This is a genomic window from Streptomyces sp. NBC_00440 (assembly GCF_036014215.1).
Taxonomy (GTDB): domain Bacteria; phylum Actinomycetota; class Actinomycetes; order Streptomycetales; family Streptomycetaceae; genus Streptomyces.
Map to the genome: position 1 here is coordinate 958,527 of NZ_CP107921.1, position 16,474 is coordinate 975,000.

Here is a 16,474-nt window from a genome sequence, read left to right on the forward strand (position 1 = left end):
CAGCACTGGCACAGACGACGAAGGGCCGGCCCGGGTGACATCCCCGAACCGGCCCTCCCGCATGTCCGTCAGTTGTCGTACGCGTCCAGCGGCGGGCAGGAGCAGACGAGGTTGCGGTCGCCGAAGGCCCCGTCGATCCGGCGCACCGGCGGCCAGTACTTGTCGGCGGGCGAGACGCCGGCCGGGAAGACGGCCTCCTCGCGGGTGTACGCGTGGGTCCACTCACCGCCCAGCGCCGCCGCGGTGTGCGGGGCGTTGCACAGCGGGTTGTCGTCCGCCGCCCACTCGCCCGAGGCGACCTTCTCGATCTCGGCACGGATCGCGATCATCGTGTCGCAGAACCGGTCGAGTTCCGCCAGGTCCTCGCTCTCGGTGGGCTCGATCATCAGCGTCCCGGCCACCGGGAACGACATCGTCGGCGCGTGGAAGCCGTAGTCGATGAGGCGCTTGGCGATGTCGTCGACGCTCACACCCGTCGCCTTCGACAGCGGCCGCAGATCGACGATGCACTCGTGCGCGACCAGCCCCTTGGGGCCCGTGTACAGCACCGGGTAGTGCGGTTCGAGGCGCTTGGCGATGTAGTTGGCGGCCAGCACGGCCACCTGCGTCGCCCGCTTGAGCCCCTCGCCACCCATGAGACGTACGTACGCCCAGGAGATCGGCAGGATGCCGGCCGAGCCCCACGGGGCGGCCGAGACCGGACCGACACCCGTCGCGGGGCCGGCGGCCGGCTGGAGCGGGTGGTTGGGAAGGTACGGCGCCAGGTGGGCCCGTACGCCGACGGGGCCGACACCGGGGCCGCCGCCGCCGTGCGGGATGCAGAAGGTCTTGTGCAGGTTGAGGTGCGAGACGTCCGAGCCGAACTTGCCGGGCTTGGCGAGGCCGACCAGTGCGTTCAGGTTGGCGCCGTCGACGTACACCTGGCCGCCCGCGTCGTGCACGGCGGCGCAGATGTCGGTGATGTGCTCCTCGAAGACCCCGTGGGTCGACGGGTAGGTGACCATCAGCACGGACAGCTCGTCGCGGTACTGCTCGATCTTGGCGTTCAGGTCCTCGACGTCGACGTCGCCGTCCTCGCGGGTCTTCACGACGACGACCTTCATACCGGCCATCACGGCGCTGGCGGCGTTGGTGCCGTGCGCCGACGACGGGATGAGGCACACGGTGCGCGCGGTGTCGCCGTTGGCCCGGTGGTAGGCGCGCACGGCCAGCAGACCGGCCAGCTCGCCCTGCGAGCCCGCGTTGGGCTGGAGGGAGACCTTGTCGTATCCGGTGACCTCGGCCAGCCGCTCCTCCAGCTCGCGGATGAGCGTCAGATATCCCTGCGCCTGCTCGACCGGGGCGAAGGGGTGGATCGCACCGAACTCGGGCCAGGTGACCGGCTCCATCTCGGTGGTGGCGTTGAGCTTCATGGTGCAGGAGCCGAGCGGGATCATGCCGCGGTCCAGCGCGTAGTCGCGGTCGGCGAGCTTGCGCAGGTAGCGCAGCATCGCCGTCTCGGAACGGTGCTGGTGGAAGACCGGGTGGGTGAGGACGGTGTCCTGGCGCAGCAGCCCCGCGGGCAGCGCGTCGGCGGTCCGCCCGTCGAGCGCCTCGATGTCGCCATCGGCGCCGAAGGCTGCCCAGACGGCGGCCAGCTGGGTGCGCGTGGTGGTCTCGTCGCAGGCGACGGAGACCAGGTCGGCGTCGACCTGGTGCAGGTTGACCCCGCCCTCGCGGGCGGCGGCGACGACCTCGGCGGCCTTGCCCGCGGTCCGTACGGTGAGGGTGTCGAAGTACTCGCCGTGCACGACGTCGACGCCCGCGGCGCGCAGCCCCTCGGCGAGGATCGCCGCGTACCGGTGGGTGCGCCGGGCGATGTCACGCAGGCCGTCCGGGCCGTGGTAGACCGCGTACATCCCGGCCATCACGGCGAGGAGCACCTGCGCGGTGCAGATGTTGCTGGTGGCCTTCTCGCGGCGGATGTGCTGCTCACGGGTCTGCAGGGCCAGCCGGTACGCCTTGTTTCCGTCGGCGTCGACGGAGACTCCGACGAGCCGCCCCGGCAGGCTGCGCGCGAACTTCTCACGTACGGCCATGAACCCGGCGTGCGGACCGCCGAAGCCCATCGGGACACCGAACCGCTGGGTCGTACCGACCGCGATGTCCGCCCCCAGCTCGCCGGGCGAGGTGAGCAGCGTCAGCGCCAGCAGATCGGCGGCGACGGTGACGACGGCGCCGAGCTCGTGCGCCTGCTCGATGACGGGCGCGATGTCCCGGACCCGGCCGGAGGCGCCGGGGTACTGGAGCAGTACGCCGAAGACGCCGCGCTCGGCCACCTCGGCCGGGATGCCGTCGCTGAGGTCGGCGACGACAACCTCGACACCGGCAGGCTCGGCGCGCGTCTCGATCACCGCGACGGTCTGCGGGAGGGCGTCGGAGTCGACCAGGAAGACACCGTTCTTGACCTTGCCGACGCGGCGCGCGAGGGACATCGCCTCGGCTGCCGCGGTGCCCTCGTCCAGCAGCGATGCGCCCGAGGTGGGCAGGCCCGTCAGATCGGCGACAACGGTCTGGAAGTTCAGCAGCGCCTCCAGGCGCCCCTGGGAGATCTCCGGCTGGTAGGGCGTGTACGCCGTGTACCAGGCGGGGTTCTCCATGACGTTGCGCAGGATGACCGGCGGTGTGAACGTGCCGTAGTAGCCGAGCCCGATCATCGGGGCGAGGACCTGGTTGCGGTCGGCGAGGAGACGCAGCTCGGCGAGGACCTCGGCCTCGGTGCGCGCGTCCGGGAGGTTCAGCGCCTCGGCGCTCTTGATCACCTCGGGGACGGCGGCCGCGGTGAGCTCCGAGAGCGATCCGTAACCGACATGGGCGAGCATCTTGGCCTGGGCCCCCGCGTCGGGCCCGATGTGGCGCTGTTCGAAGGGGATGCCACGCTCCAGCTGGGAGAGCGGAATGCGGTGAGCAGTCATGGCGGAGGCCTCCTGGTCGTAACGACCTGCGAGGGGTACCACGGCACGGGTACCCGGACGGCCTCCCCCTCTGTCATCTCAACCTGAGAGTTTCACCGGCCCGTCGCTCGACGTGCCCGCTTTCACCGTCGGTGAGGTAGGGATCCGGACGTGCCCGCCCGACGCCCGCCCTGCTTTCCAGAGTGACCTCGTCCGCGCGGTACGTGTGCCTGAGAGATTCCGGGGAGGATTTGCTCCTTCGGCGCCCCCGGACATCGCATCCGAAGGGCTCTCCCGCGCGGGGTCAGCAGCCATGGGCCAGCCTACCAGCGAGCCACTTCGCACGGTGTTCGAGTGGCCGATGCCCCGGATCTGGACTTCCCTGAGGGGGAGACCTTCGCAGGGGGCGGGAGACATCGTGATCCGTTGCGATCAGTTGGAGGGACCGTGCAGACCGACATAGATCCGCGCAGCCTGATAGGCCGCAAGGCGTTCGACCGCAATGGCCTCAAGATCGGCACGGTTGACGAGGTCTACCTCGACGACGCCACCGGAGTGCCCGAGTGGGCCGCGGTACGCACCGGGCTGTTCAGCCGGGACGCGTTCGTCCCGCTGAAGCCGAGCGAACTGGTCAGCGAAGCCCTCCGGGTGCCCTTCGACCGCACGCTGATCAAGGAAGCACCGGGCTTCGGTGTCGGCCGCCATCTCTCACCCGAGCAGGAACTCCAGCTCTACCACCACTACGGGCTCGGTATCTCGGCCCCCACGCCGCCGCCCCCCGACCGGGACTTCGGCCGGCTCGCGGGCGAAGAAGAACGCGCCTGACCACCCGGCTCCCCCTCGCCAGGCACTGCTTCCCCGGACTTTCCGGGCCTCTCACCGGTGTCCGCTTCCTCCCCCACGACTGTCCCGTCCGGTCCGCCCGGTCCGCCGGATCCATCCGCACCGCACGGGCCATCGGATCCCGTCGGGGCAGTCGGGGCAGCCCGGACCAACGGCAGCGGATCCGACGGCCTCAGCGCGGGGTCGTCGACCCGGAAGGTCCGCACCCGGCCGGGCACGGTCGCGTACGGATCCTCGAACCGCACCGTCACCCGGCCCACGCCGCTGCCCTGCACCCACCCCGCGCCGTACTCGTCGTGGCGCACATCGTGCCCGGCGAGCCAGCGGTGACCGGTGCCGGGCGGCGGCTCGTCCGCGGATGGCTCCGGCGGCGCCGCGGGACCGGGCGCCGCCTCTTCCGCCGCCGCGTGCTCCAGCTCGGCCGCCCGCTCCGTGGCCGCCTGCGCGAAAAGGTCCTCCTGGGTGAAGTCCGCGAGGCCGGTGACCCCCACCCCGAGCAGCCTCACGCCGCCCGTGGTGTCCACGGCCTCCAGCAGCCGACCTGCGGCCTCGCGGACGACCTCCGGGTCGTCCGTGGGCCCCCGGAGCGTCTCGGAGCGGGTCAGCGTCGAGAAGTCGTACCGCCGGACCTTCAGCACCACCGTCCGCCCGGACCGCCCGGCGTCCCGCAGCCGCTCCACGCACCGTCCGGCCAGCCGCACCACCTCCGCCCGCACCCGCACCCGGTCGTGCAGGTCGACGTCGAAGGTGTCCTCCACCGAGACCGACTTGGCGTCCCGCTCGGACACCACGGGCCGGTCGTCGTGACCGAGCGCCATCCGGTAGAGCGAGGCGCCGTGCGCCTTGCCCAGCAGCCGGACGAGCTCGTCCTCACCGGCCTCGGCCAGATGGGACACGGTGGTCATCCCGGCCCTGCGCAGATGCTCACCGGTCGCCGGCCCCACGCCCGGCAGGATCCGTACGGAGAGGGGCGCGAGCAGCTCGCGCTCGGTGCCCGGTTCTATCAGGACCAGGCCGTCCGGCTTGGCACGCTCCGAGCCGATCTTCGCCAGCATCTTGGAGCCGGCGAGACCCACCGACCCGCTGAGCCCCGTGACCGCCAGGATGTCCCTGCGCAGCTGCTCACCGGCGCGCCTCGCCGATCGCCTGCCGTCTGCGACTCCGCCCGCCTCCAGGTCCACGAAGGCCTCGTCCAGGCTCAGTGGCTCGACCAGCGGCGAGAGCCGCCCGAGCAGCTCCATGACCTGGCCGCTCACCTCGCGGTAGAGCGCGAAGCGCGGCACCAGATAGGCGGCGTTCGGACAGAGCCGGCGGGCCTGGGCCATCGGCATCGCCGAATGCACCCCGAACACCCGGGCCTCGTACGAGGCCGTCGACACGACTCCGCGCGGCCCGAGCCCGCCGACCACCACCGGCTTCCCGCGCAGGCTCGGCTTCGCCGCCTGTTCCGCGGCGGCGAAGAAGGCATCCATGTCCAGATGCAGGATGGTGGGCGCGGCTCTCACACCACCGATGCTGCCTCACGGCACTGACAATCGGGTCCCCGCAGCGCGGAGGCCCGTCAGACGGCGCGGTTGCGGCGCCTGGCCAGCTCGTCGGCCGGGTTGTGGCCGATGAGGGTCTCACCGGTGTCGACCCGCTCGCCGTGCAGCTGTGAGAGGGCGCTCTCCACATCCCGCCACACGACCCCGACGGCGATCCCGAAGATCCCCTGGCCGCCCTGCAGCAGACCGACCACCTCGTCGGGCGAGGTGCACTCGTACACCGTCGCGCCGTCGCTCATCAGCGTCATACGGTCGAGGTCGCCGGCCCCGCGGTCTCTGAGGTGGTGGACCGCCGTCCGGATGTTCTGGAGGGCCACACCGGTGTCCAGGAACCGCTTCACGATCTTGAGGACGACCACGTCGCGGAAGCTGTAGAGACGCTGGGTGCCGGACCCCTGGGCGGGCCGCACACTCGGCTCGACCAGTCCCGTACGCGCCCAGTAGTCGAGCTGCCGGTAGGTGATCCCGGCCGCCGCGCAGGCGGTCGGTCCCCGGTAGCCGACGGTGTCGGTCGTCGTTTCGGCCGCTGAGCCGTGAAGCGGATACGGCACTCCGTCCCCCGGACCCAGTCCGGGGAAATCCCCTGCCATATCTTCGCCGGTGCTTCTCACGCCGACCTCCGTCCTTGAACTGCCCACTCGACGGTAGGCAGTCACTTGAGGTGCGTCAACGATCGCCACACTCGGCACGCCGAGTGATAATCACCCTAAGAGTGGTTTCGCGTGCCCCTCTTCGGGGAAAGGCTTGCCGGATGCGCTGACGACCCGAGCGGAGCGTCACTGGCTGTTGGTCCCGAAGTCCTCCGGAGAAATCTGGTCGAGGAACTCGCGGAACTTCTCCACCTCGTCCTCCTGCTCGTCAGGAATGGCGATTCCCGCATCGTCGAGCACCCCGTCGCTGCCGTAGATCGGCGTCCCGGTGCGCAGGGCGAGCGCTATGGCGTCGGAGGGCCTCGCACTCACCTCGACCCCGCTCGCGAAGACCAGCTCCGCGAAGAAGACCCCGTCGCGCAGGTCGGTGATGCGCACTTCCGTGAGCTCCTGGCCGACCGCTTCGAGGACATCCTTGAAGAGGTCATGGGTCAGCGGCCTTGCTGGAGCCATGCCCTGCTGAGCGAAGGCGATCGCAGTCGCCTCACCAGGGCCGATCCAGATAGGGAGATACCGGTCGCCTCCCACTTCACGCAGGAGCACGATCGGCTGGTTGGAGGGCATTTCCACCCGGACACCCACAACGTCGAGCTCGTTCACACAGCAACCCTAGGACGTGCCCGGCAGGTTTGGGTAGTCGGGCACCCCCATGATCAGTGCAACCGGACCCTGAGAGAGGTCTGCACGAGCGCCGCGTGAAGCCGCACGGTCAGTGCTGCCAGGTCCTTCGTGGTGGTCTCCGCATCCGCTCTGGTCTGCGGATTGCGGTTCAGCCGAAGGGGGGCGACGACCTGCTCGATCAGCCCGGACTCACGGTCGGCGGCCGCTTTCATGGCGCGCAGATGCCGCGGTTCCAGACCGAATCGGCCCAGATCCGCGACAAGCCCGGCCACATTCACGGCCTCCGCGTCGTATCCGCCCTCCGGGAGCGGCGACAGCAGACCGTACGACTCCCACTCGGCGAGGTCGTCCGCGCTGATCCCGGCGGCGGCGAGGAGCTCGTCCCGGCCCACCCGGGACGCCGTGGGTTCACCCGCGCCGCCGCCCGGAGCTCCGTCCTCGGGCTCGCGGACGGCACCGGGCGCGGGGAGCTGGATCTGCTCGCCCCGGCCCAGTGCGTCGAGATGGTCCCGGATGACCTTCAGCGGCAGATAGTGGTCACGCTGCATCCGCAGGACCTGAGCCAGCCGCTCGACGTCCGCGGTACCGAACTTCCGGTACCCGGACGAGGTGCGCTGCGGCTCGACCAGCCCCTCGGCCTCCAGAAAACGGATCTTGGAGATCGTGACTTCGGGAAATTCCTCCCGAAGCAGATTCAGGACCGTGCCGATACTGACCAGCCGGTCGTCCCCGGTGGCGGTGCCGTCGCCGGCACCGCCCGTCGATGATTGCAGCATGGGCCTTCCCTGACGGGTCACACGCCCCGCTGGCTCGCGTAGAAGACCAGCCGGTACTTCCCGATCTGCACCTCGTCACCGTTGGAGAGCACGACGGCGTCGATGCGCTCACGGTTGACGTACGTGCCGTTCAGGCTGCCGACGTCCGAGACGGTGAATCCGCCGTCGGCGCCCCTGCGGAACTCCACATGCCGCCTCGACACCGTGACGTCGTCGAGGAAGATGTCACTCTGCGGATGCCGGCCGGCCGTGGTCAGATCGCCGTCCAGCAGGAAGCGACTGCCCGAGTTCGGACCGCGGCGGACCACGAGCAGCGCCGAGCCGAGGGGCAGGGCGTCGACGGCCGCCTGGGCCTCCGGAGAGAGCGACGGCGAAGCGGTCTGACCTGTCACCTCCGCCTCGTACGCCTCCAGCCCGGAGATGGAGATCGTCGAAGTGGTCTCCGAGGGCCGCTCGGGCACCCCGGCGCGCAACGGCGCTCCGCAGTTGGAGCAGAACCGACTGTCCTCGGCATTGTGGTGGCCGCACCTCGTGCAAACCGGCATGGACGCATCCTCCTGCCGCGACTGCCCTGCGTGGGCGTTGGTTGCGTACGGATCGGAGGGCAACCCTCGACTCGTACTTGAGGTTGATGCTTCACCAAAACCTATGCGGCCCTGACCCGCAGGGTCAACAGACGACGCACCCTGATCACCCGAAATGTCGCGACCGGACCGACCCACCTCGTCCCGGAACAGCGGGCGGTCGCCACCCTGGTCCTCGCCCTCCATGTGGCGTGGGGCGCGGTGCCGTGCGCTGTCCTCACGTGCACTCTTGCCGAACAACTTCCCAAACAACTTCACGGGCGATTCCCCTTGACCGAAACAGACCCGCCCGTGGGGCAGGACGAACTCTCGATGAACACACCTGCCGAACCGGACATCCTTACAACGTCCGTACCCCCCAGACAGTTTCCACCACGCACCCCGCTATCGGTGCGCCGACCCCCCGCAACCTCATGGCCTTGTCCCGCGGCTCTCACGCGCCCCCGCCTCACTGCCCGGAAGACCGAGCGTAGTCAGGCCGCTTCGCTGGTCGCAAGGCGTCCACAACGATCTTCTGTTCAGGCGTCACAGTGGCTGTGGCCTGCTCCTTCTCCAGAGTCTGCACCACTCCGCCCGGAATATTCAGCGCGGGCTCCAAGTCGGCCGGTTTCCCGATGACCTTGAAGGTGTACGGCGCACTGATCTTCTCCTTGTCCACCTGGATCCCGCCGCCCGCGTCGGAGAAGTAGGTGTCCCCCACGACCCGGACACCGTTGACCTGGATCGCCTCGGCACCGGCCGCCCGCAATTCCTGGACCGTGTCGAGAAGCATGTCCGCCTCGACCGTCTTGTGCGGGTCGTTGACGAGCAGGGTGATGCCGGGGCCCTGGGCGGCCACCGTGCCGGCCAGGATGCCGAGCTGACGTGCTTTCTCGTCCGTCTGCTTGCGGGCCTCCTCGGCCTGGTCCGAGCTGCTCTCCAACTGGCTGCGCTGGCTCTGCAGACGCTGCTTCTCGTCGTCCAGGCGCTGGGTGCGGTTGTCGAGCTCGTCGAGGATCCGCACCAGGTCCTCCTGGCGTGCGCCGCGCAGCGGGCTGTTGTCGCTGTTGGAGCGGACCTGGATGGCAAGTCCCAGACCCAGTACGAACAGCAGCAGGGCGACGACGAGTTGCGCCCTGGTGACCCGGGGTGGCCAGAGGGCGGCGATCAGCCGCTGCCGTCCGGCCTGCCTCGGCTGCGCCGCGGGCGTCGCCCCCGTGGCGTCTCCCTGCGGTGTCTGTGCGGGCTTCTCCGCGGGCAGCGCGCCGGGGAAGCGCCCGGACCTGCCGCCGGGATCGCGCGGTGGCTCCTGCGGGCTCCGCGGGTCACCCGGATCCCGCGGGTCGGGCGGATTCTCGTCGTTGCTCATCGGCTCGTCACCCATCGGCCTCACGCCCGGAACACATGCCGGCGAATGGCCGCGGCGTTCGAGAAGATACGGATGCCGAAGACGACGACCACGCCGGTGGACAACTGCGCGCCGACGCCCAGCTTGTCGCCGAGGAAGACGATCAGCGCGGCCACCACGACGTTGGACAGGAAGGACACGACGAAGACCTTGTCCACGAAGATTCCGTCGAGCATGGCCCGCAGACCGCCGAAGACCGCGTCGAGGGCGGCCACGACGGCAATGGGGAGGTACGGCTCGACCATCGCCGGCACTTCGGGCCGGACCAACAGTCCGACCACGACTCCCACGACGAGGCCCAGTACGGCGATCACGATGTGCCCTTCCCTGTGTCGGCCGCGCCTTGGTCGGTGCCGGCGGCCTTCGGCTTTGCTGTACGTACGATCAGGCTCGCGGCCGCAGGAAGGCGCACGTCGGCCTGGTCGGAACTGCTGGTGCGGATGCCATAGCTGTCCTTCAGGACCTTCAGGTACTGTCCGCCGACGCTGTCATCGAATTCGCTGAGCAACTGCTTCCCGTCCCCCACCGCCAGCACCGTGTACGGCGGTACCAGCGGCCTGTTGTCGACCAGTATGGCGTCACCCGCGGCGCGGATCGCCGACAGAGCGGTCAGGCGCTGGCCGTTGATGGCGATCGCCTCGGCGCCCGACTGCCACAGCGCGTTGACGAACTGCTGCATGTCCCGGTCCCGTACCCGCCCCGTGTCGGAGAACCCGGGGCTCTCGCGCGGCCCCCCGCCGTCGCTCTGGGAACTGTCCTTGGCGTCGTCGATGACCAGCTTCACTCCGGGCCCGTGCACCGCTGTCGCTCCGGACAGCAGCGCCACCGGACCGCCCTGGTCGCCCCCGTGCTTCTGGAGTGCCTTGCGCTGCTGCTCACCCACCGAGTCGCGCAGCCCGTCGACCTTCTTCTGCTCCGCATCTGCGGACGAAGTCTCCGAGTCGATACGGTCGATGAGCTCCTGGCGCTCCTTCGCGACCACCGGCGCAGTCACTCTGGCCTGCGCGGCGCCCACGGTGACCACGACCGCGGCGAGCACAAGACCCGCGGCGAGACCGAGCTTGGCCCGCAGTGAACGCGGCATCCCCACACTGCCCTCGGCCCGCCGCCGGGCGGTGGCCTCGGCGTAGCCGTCGTCGAGGCTGTGGTCCATCACGTTGTTGAGCAGCGACATCGACGCATCGGGGCGCGGCGGCGGGGAGGCTGCGCTCCGAACGGGGGGCTGCTTCGGCATGCCGCACATCGTCGCACGTCGCAGCCACAGGCTCCCAATGGCCCCATCGGTGTACCGGACGGCCCGGGGTCAGGCCGTCCGGTACACCGCTACGACCTCACTGACCTGCGCCGTCCACGATCGACGACCACTCGTCGAGCAGCACCTGCGCGGACGCGTCGTCCGGCCCTTCCGCCCACAGATGAGTGACGGCTTCGGCCGGGGCCGGCAGCACCATCACCCAGCGGCCGTCGGGTTCGACGACCCGCACCCCGTCCGTGGTGTCCACGGACCGGTCGGCGGCCGCCTCCACCACCCGGCGCATGACCAGACCCTTGACGGCCCAGGGCGTCGCCAGGTCACGGCGGAGCACATGGGCACGCGGAATCCGGGCGTCGATCTGACTGAGCGTCAACTGCGTACGCGAGACCAGGCCGATGAGCCGGACGAAGGCCGCGGTGCCGTCGAAGACGCTGGTGGACTCGGGGATGATGAATCCACCGCGTCCGTCGCCGCCGAAGATGGTGGAGTCCTCGCGGCCCACCCGGGTCAGGTCGTCGGGCGAAGTGGTCGTCCACTCCACCTGCGTCCCGTGGTAGGCGGCGACCTGTTCGGCGATCCTCGTGGTCGTGACCGGCAGCGCGACGCGTCCGCTGCGTCGCTCGGCCGCGATCAGATCCAGCATCACCAGCAGAGCGCGGTCGTCCTCGATGATCCGTCCACGCTCGTCCACGAGGGAGAGCCGCTCGCCCACCGGGTCGAACCGCACTCCGAACGCCGCCCGCGCCGAGGCCACGATCTCACCGAGCCTGACCAGCCCGGCGCGACGGGTGTCGGCGGTCTCCGTCGGGCGTGACTCGTCCAGTCCCGGGTTGATGACAAGAGCGTCGACACCGAGCCGTCCGAGGAGGCTGGGCAGGACGAGACCGGCACTGCCGTTGGACGCGTCGACCACGACCTTGAGCCCGGCGTCCGCGATCCCCGTCGTGTCCACGTTGCGGAGCAGGGAACCGGTGTACGAGTCGAAGACGCTCGCCGGGAAGTGCAGGTCCCCGATCTCACCGGGGAAGGCGCGGCGGTACTCCTGGCGTGCGTACACCCGGTCCAGCTTGCGCTGCCTGCCCTGGGAGAGATCCGCCCCGCGCTCGTCGAAGAACATGATGTCGACCGAGTCGGGCACACCGGGCGAGGTCCGGATCATGATGCCGCCCGCACTGCCGCGGGCGGTCTGCTGCCGGGCCACCGGCAGCGGCACGTTCTCCAGGTCCCGTACGTCGATGGCGCTGGCCTGAAGGGCGGAGATCACCGCCCGTTTGAGGGCACGCGCACCACGCGAGTGGTCACGCGCGGTGGTGACGGTGGAGCCCTTCTTGAGCGTGGTGGCGTACGCGCCGGCCAACCGTACGGCCAGCTCCGGGGTGATTTCGACATTCAGGATTCCGGAGACTCCGCGAGCACCGAAAAGATGTGCCTGGCCCCGGGATTCCCAGATCACCGAGGTGTTGACGAACGCACCCGCCTCGATGGTCTTGAACGGATACACCCGAACATTGCCCTGGATGATGGATTCCTCACCGACGAGGCACTCATCCCCGATGACGGCGCCGTCCTCAATGCGGGCGGCCCGCATGATGTCGGTGTTCTTCCCGATCACGCAGCCGCGCAGGTTGGACTGCTGGCCGATGTACACGTTGTCGTGGATGACAGCCTTGTGCAGGAAAGCACCGGTCTTGACGACCACGTTGGAACCGACGACGGTGTGCTCCCGTATTTCCACGCCCTCTTCCACCTTGGCGTAGTCGCCGACGTAGAGCGGACCTCGGAGTACGGCGTCGGGATGCACCTCGGCACCTTCGGACACCCAGACACCGGGAGAGATCTCGAACCCGTCGATGTCCACTTCGACTTTGCCTTCGAGGACGTCGGCCTGGGCCTTTACATAGCTCTCGTGAGTGCCCACGTCCTCCCAGTAGCCTTCGGCGATATAGCCGTAGACCCGCTTCCCCTCCTTCATGAGCTGGGGGAAGACATCACCGGACCAGTCGACCGACACGTCTGCCTCGACGTAGTCGAAGACCTCGGGTTCCATCACATAGATGCCCGTGTTCACGGTGTCCGAGAAAACCTGGCCCCAGGTCGGCTTCTCCAGGAAGCGCTCGACCTTTCCTTCTTCGTCCACGATGGTGATGCCGAACTCCAACGGATTCGGCACACGGGTCAGGCACACAGTGACAAGTGCGCCCTTCTCCTTATGAAAATTAATCAGATCCGTCAGGTCGAAGTCGGTGAGCGCATCCCCGGAGATCACCAGAAAGGTGTCGTCCTTGAGGGCCTCTTCCGCATTCTTTACGCTTCCTGCGGTGCCGAGCGGCTTCTCCTCGTTGGCGTATGTGAGCTCCATACCGAGCTCTTCACCGTCGCCGAAGTAATTCTTGACGAGGGACGCGAGGAACTGCACGGTGACGACGGTTTCACTGAGCCCGTGCCGCTTCAACAGCCGCAGCACATGTTCCATGATCGGTCGGTTGACCACCGGCAGGAGCGGCTTGGGCATACTTGAGGTCATAGGGCGAAGACGTGTGCCTTCGCCACCAGCCATCACGACGGCCTTCATGTCGGAAGCGCCCTCCTTGAGATGTCGACAGTCCAGCCGACTTCACCCGTCCGGTGAGGACACTCGGGCGTCATACGCAATCCGGCCACGCTGCGCGGTGCGCATCGACGAGTTCAATCGGCTGCTACATCCGCCTTCACAAGCCGGCGGACTTGTACCACATACAGGATTCCTGCCCACCAGTAGAGCGTTGTACCCCACCCTGCGAACGCCCATCCGAGAATCGACGCCAGGGTGCTCAGCCAGCCGCTACCGTCGCTGAGCAGGAGCAACGGGAACGCGTACATCAAGTTGAAGGTAGCTGCCTTGCCCAGAAAGTTCACCTGGGGCGGCGGATAGCCGTGCTTGCGCAGGATTCCGACCATGACCAGAAGCATCAGCTCACGGGCCAATAGTGCCGCGGTCAACCAAATCGGCAGGATCTCCCGCCAGGTCAGACCAACCAGGGTGGAGAGAATGAAGAGACGGTCCGCGGCAGGGTCGAGCAGCCGTCCCAGGTTGCTGATCTGGTTCCAGCGGCGGGCCAGCTTGCCGTCGAGATAGTCGCTCACACCGCTGAGCATGAGCACCAGCAATGCCCAGCCATCACTCTTGGGCCCGCCGAACTCAGGACGGAGAATCAGCCACAGGAAAATGGGCACACCGACGAGGCGGGCCATGCTGAGGATGTTGGGGATGGTGAGTACCCGGTCGGTCTGAACACGGGTCTCCTGGACCTCCACCCGGGGGCCTCCTGTGAGGAACGTACGAACGATGCTCCCTGACCTTACCCTCAGCGGCGACCTGCCAAGTCACAGGGGTCAGCAGCCTGATGCCGGCCTGGGAGTGAACTGCACGTGGACGCAAAAATGCCTCAACCCCGGACCATGGCGGTCCGGGGTTGAGGCTAAAAATTGTTCGGCGGCGTCCTACTCTCCCACAGGGTCCCCCCTGCAGTACCATCGGCGCTGAAAGGCTTAGCTTCCGGGTTCGGAATGTAACCGGGCGTTTCCCTAACGCAATGACCACCGAAACACTATGAAATTAACCAACACCGGATACAACACGGTCGTTCGTTATTTCAGAACTAACACAGTGGACGCGAGCAACTGAGGACAAGCCCTCGGCCTATTAGTACCAGTCAGCTCCACCCGTTACCGGGCTTCCACATCTGGCCTATCAACCCAGTCGTCTACTGGGAGCCTTAACCCCTCAAAGGGGGTGGGAATACTCATCTCGAAGCAGGCTTCCCGCTTAGATGCTTTCAGCGGTTATCCTTTCCGAACGTAGCCAACCAGCCATGCCCTTGGCAGGACAACTGGCACACCAGAGGTTCGTCCGTCCCGGTCCTCTCGTACTAGGGACAGCCCTTCTCAATATTCCTACGCGCGCAGAGGATAGGGACCGAACTGTCTCACGACGTTCTAAACCCAGCTCGCGTACCGCTTTAATGGGCGAACAGCCCAACCCTTGGGACCGACTCCAGCCCCAGGATGCGACGAGCCGACATCGAGGTGCCAAACCATCCCGTCGATATGGACTCTTGGGGAAGATCAGCCTGTTATCCCCGGGGTACCTTTTATCCGTTGAGCGACAGCGCTTCCACAAGCCACTGCCGGATCACTAGTCCCGACTTTCGTCCCTGCTCGACCCGTCGGTCTCACAGTCAAGCTCCCTTGTGCACTTACACTCAACACCTGATTGCCAACCAGGCTGAGGGAACCTTTGGGCGCCTCCGTTACTCTTTAGGAGGCAACCGCCCCAGTTAAACTACCCATCAGACACTGTCCCTGATCCGGATCACGGACCGAGGTTAGACATCCAGCACGACCAGAGTGGTATTTCAACGACGACTCCACAACCACTGGCGTGGCCGCTTCAAAGTCTCCCACCTATCCTACACAAGCCGAACCGAACACCAATATCAAACTGTAGTAAAGGTCCCGGGGTCTTTCCGTCCTTCTGCGCGAAACGAGCATCTTTACTCGTAGTGCAATTTCACCGGGCCTATGGTTGAGACAGTCGAGAAGTCGTTACGCCATTCGTGCAGGTCGGAACTTACCCGACAAGGAATTTCGCTACCTTAGGATGGTTATAGTTACCACCGCCGTTTACTGGCGCTTAAGTTCTCAGCTTCGCAACCCCGAAAGGTCACTAACCGGTCCCCTTAACGTTCCAGCACCGGGCAGGCGTCAGTCCGTATACATCGCCTTACGGCTTCGCACGGACCTGTGTTTTTAGTAAACAGTCGCTTCTCGCTGGTCTCTGCGGCCACCCCCAGCTCATGGAGTAAATCCAATCACCAGGAATGGCCCCCCTTCTCCCGAAGTTACGGGGGCATTTTGCCGAGTTCCTTAACCATAGTTCACCCGAACGCCTCGGTATTCTCTACCTGACCACCTGAGTCGGTTTAGGGTACGGGCCGCCATGAAACTCGCTAGAGGCTTTTCTCGACAGCATAGGATCATCCACTTCACCACAATCGGCTCGGCATCAGGTCTCACCCACATGTCATCCGGATTTACCTGGATAACGGGCTACACCCTTACCCCGGGACAACCACCGCCCGGGCTGGACTACCTTCCTGCGTCACCCCATCGCTTACCTACTACCACCTTGGTTCAGCGGCTCCACCACTCCCCTTTCCCCGAAGGGTCCAGGACGGCTTCACGGCCTTAGCATTAGAGGATTCAGTATTGGGCGTTTCAAAGCGGGTACCGGAATATCAACCGGTTGTCCATCGACTACGCCTGTCGGCCTCGCCTTAGGTCCCGACTTACCCTGGGCAGATCAGCTTGACCCAGGAACCCTTAGTCAATCGGCGCACACGTTTCTCACGTGTGTATCGCTACTCATGCCTGCATTCTCACTCGTGAACCGTCCACAACTCGCTTCCGCGGCTGCTTCACCCGGCACACGACGCTCCCCTACCCATCCCAGCCCCCGTTGGGGGTATGTGCTGGAATGACACGACTTCGGCGGTACGCTTGAGCCCCGCTACATTGTCGGCGCGGAATCACTTGACCAGTGAGCTATTACGCACTCTTTCAAGGATGGCTGCTTCTAAGCCAACCTCCTGGTTGTCTCTGCGACTCCACATCCTTTTCCACTTAGCGTACGCTTAGGGGCCTTAGTCGATGCTCTGGGCTGTTTCCCTCTCGACCATGGAGCTTATCCCCCACAGTCTCACTGCCGCGCTCTCACTTACCGGCATTCGGAGTTTGGCTAAGGTCAGTAACCCGGTAGGGCCCATCGCCTATCCAGTGCTCTACCTCCGGCAAGAAACACACGACGCTGCACCTAAATGCATTTCGGGGAGAACCAGCTATC

General features: G+C 66.8%; 12 protein-coding genes, 2 rRNA genes and 1 riboswitch (1 of these 15 running past the window's edge). Of the genes, 1 reads left to right on the top strand and 13 read right to left on the bottom strand.

The genetic code is table 11. The annotated features are described in order from the left end of the window. Positions 1–68: 68 nt before the first annotated feature. The gene (gene gcvP / locus OHB13_RS04300) at positions 69–2,954 is read right to left on the bottom strand and encodes an aminomethyl-transferring glycine dehydrogenase (protein ID WP_328375776.1); all 2,886 of its coding nucleotides are present in this window, start codon (positions 2,952–2,954) and stop codon (positions 69–71) included. Positions 2,955–3,141: 187 nt separating this feature from the next. Then, positions 3,142–3,240: riboswitch (glycine riboswitch) on the bottom strand. Positions 3,241–3,380: 140 nt separating this feature from the next. On the opposite strand from gcvP, the gene OHB13_RS04305 reads away from it, so the two are divergent. Next, entirely contained in the window at positions 3,381–3,758 is a 378-nt protein-coding gene (locus OHB13_RS04305) for a PRC-barrel domain-containing protein (protein ID WP_328375778.1), read from the top strand. On the opposite strand, the gene OHB13_RS04310 is transcribed toward OHB13_RS04305, so the two are convergent. The 12 genes from OHB13_RS04310 to OHB13_RS04365 form a co-directional block, all read right to left on the bottom strand. Continuing rightward, positions 3,674–5,281 (bottom strand): DNA polymerase IV, encoded by a 1,608-nt coding sequence (locus OHB13_RS04310; protein WP_328375779.1) that lies wholly within the window; start codon positions 5,279–5,281, stop codon positions 3,674–3,676. The genes OHB13_RS04305 and OHB13_RS04310 overlap by 85 nt on opposite strands. A gap of 56 nt (positions 5,282–5,337) precedes the next feature. Beyond that, complete coding sequence (locus tag OHB13_RS04315) at positions 5,338–5,910, bottom strand: MerR family transcriptional regulator (protein ID WP_401603659.1); 573 nt, start codon at positions 5,908–5,910, stop codon at positions 5,338–5,340. A gap of 186 nt (positions 5,911–6,096) precedes the next feature. After that, positions 6,097–6,570, bottom strand: coding sequence for a bifunctional nuclease family protein (locus OHB13_RS04320; protein ID WP_164266948.1), 474 nt, complete (start codon positions 6,568–6,570; stop codon positions 6,097–6,099). Between the two features lie 53 nt (positions 6,571–6,623). Beyond that, positions 6,624–7,367 (bottom strand): transcriptional regulator FtsR, encoded by a 744-nt coding sequence (gene ftsR / locus OHB13_RS04325; RefSeq protein ID WP_266859159.1) that lies wholly within the window; start codon positions 7,365–7,367, stop codon positions 6,624–6,626. Between the two features lie 17 nt (positions 7,368–7,384). Next, positions 7,385–8,317 (bottom strand): FHA domain-containing protein, encoded by a 933-nt coding sequence (locus OHB13_RS04330; RefSeq protein WP_266861248.1) that lies wholly within the window; start codon positions 8,315–8,317, stop codon positions 7,385–7,387. A gap of 82 nt (positions 8,318–8,399) precedes the next feature. Continuing rightward, positions 8,400–9,299 carry a DUF881 domain-containing protein gene (locus tag OHB13_RS04335; RefSeq protein ID WP_266859158.1) on the bottom strand — a complete coding sequence of 300 codons (900 nt, stop codon included), beginning with the start codon at positions 9,297–9,299 and terminating at the stop codon, positions 8,400–8,402. 20 nt (positions 9,300–9,319) lie between these two features. Then, entirely contained in the window at positions 9,320–9,652 is a 333-nt protein-coding gene (locus OHB13_RS04340; RefSeq protein ID WP_164266945.1) for a small basic family protein, read from the bottom strand. Next, on the bottom strand, positions 9,649–10,572 hold the full coding sequence (locus tag OHB13_RS04345; RefSeq protein WP_266859156.1) for a DUF881 domain-containing protein: 924 nt from the start codon (positions 10,570–10,572) through the stop codon (positions 9,649–9,651). Before OHB13_RS04345 ends, OHB13_RS04340 begins: the two co-directional genes overlap by 4 nt. A gap of 97 nt (positions 10,573–10,669) precedes the next feature. Beyond that, entirely contained in the window at positions 10,670–13,165 is a 2,496-nt protein-coding gene (locus OHB13_RS04350; protein ID WP_328375781.1) for a mannose-1-phosphate guanyltransferase, read from the bottom strand. Positions 13,166–13,278: 113 nt separating this feature from the next. Beyond that, complete coding sequence (locus OHB13_RS04355; protein ID WP_266859152.1) at positions 13,279–13,887, bottom strand: CDP-alcohol phosphatidyltransferase family protein; 609 nt, start codon at positions 13,885–13,887, stop codon at positions 13,279–13,281. A gap of 173 nt (positions 13,888–14,060) precedes the next feature. Further along, positions 14,061–14,177: ribosomal RNA gene (gene rrf / locus OHB13_RS04360) — 5S ribosomal RNA — on the bottom strand. 78 nt (positions 14,178–14,255) lie between these two features. Continuing rightward, positions 14,256–16,474: ribosomal RNA gene (locus tag OHB13_RS04365) — 23S ribosomal RNA — on the bottom strand (it continues 905 nt past the right edge of the window).

Coding starts and splice junctions, on each gene's coding strand:
- ftsR (WP_266859159.1), bottom strand. CDS start 7,367: ATGCTGCAATCATCGACGGGCGGTGCCGGCGACGGCACCGCCACCGGG.
- gcvP (WP_328375776.1), bottom strand. CDS start 2,954: ATGACTGCTCACCGCATTCCGCTCTCCCAGCTGGAGCGTGGCATCCCC.
- OHB13_RS04335 (WP_266859158.1), bottom strand. CDS start 9,299: ATGAGCAACGACGAGAATCCGCCCGACCCGCGGGATCCGGGTGACCCG.
- OHB13_RS04315 (WP_401603659.1), bottom strand. CDS start 5,910: ATGGCAGGGGATTTCCCCGGACTGGGTCCGGGGGACGGAGTGCCGTAT.
- OHB13_RS04345 (WP_266859156.1), bottom strand. CDS start 10,572: ATGCCGAAGCAGCCCCCCGTTCGGAGCGCAGCCTCCCCGCCGCCGCGC.
- OHB13_RS04350 (WP_328375781.1), bottom strand. CDS start 13,165: ATGAAGGCCGTCGTGATGGCTGGTGGCGAAGGCACACGTCTTCGCCCT.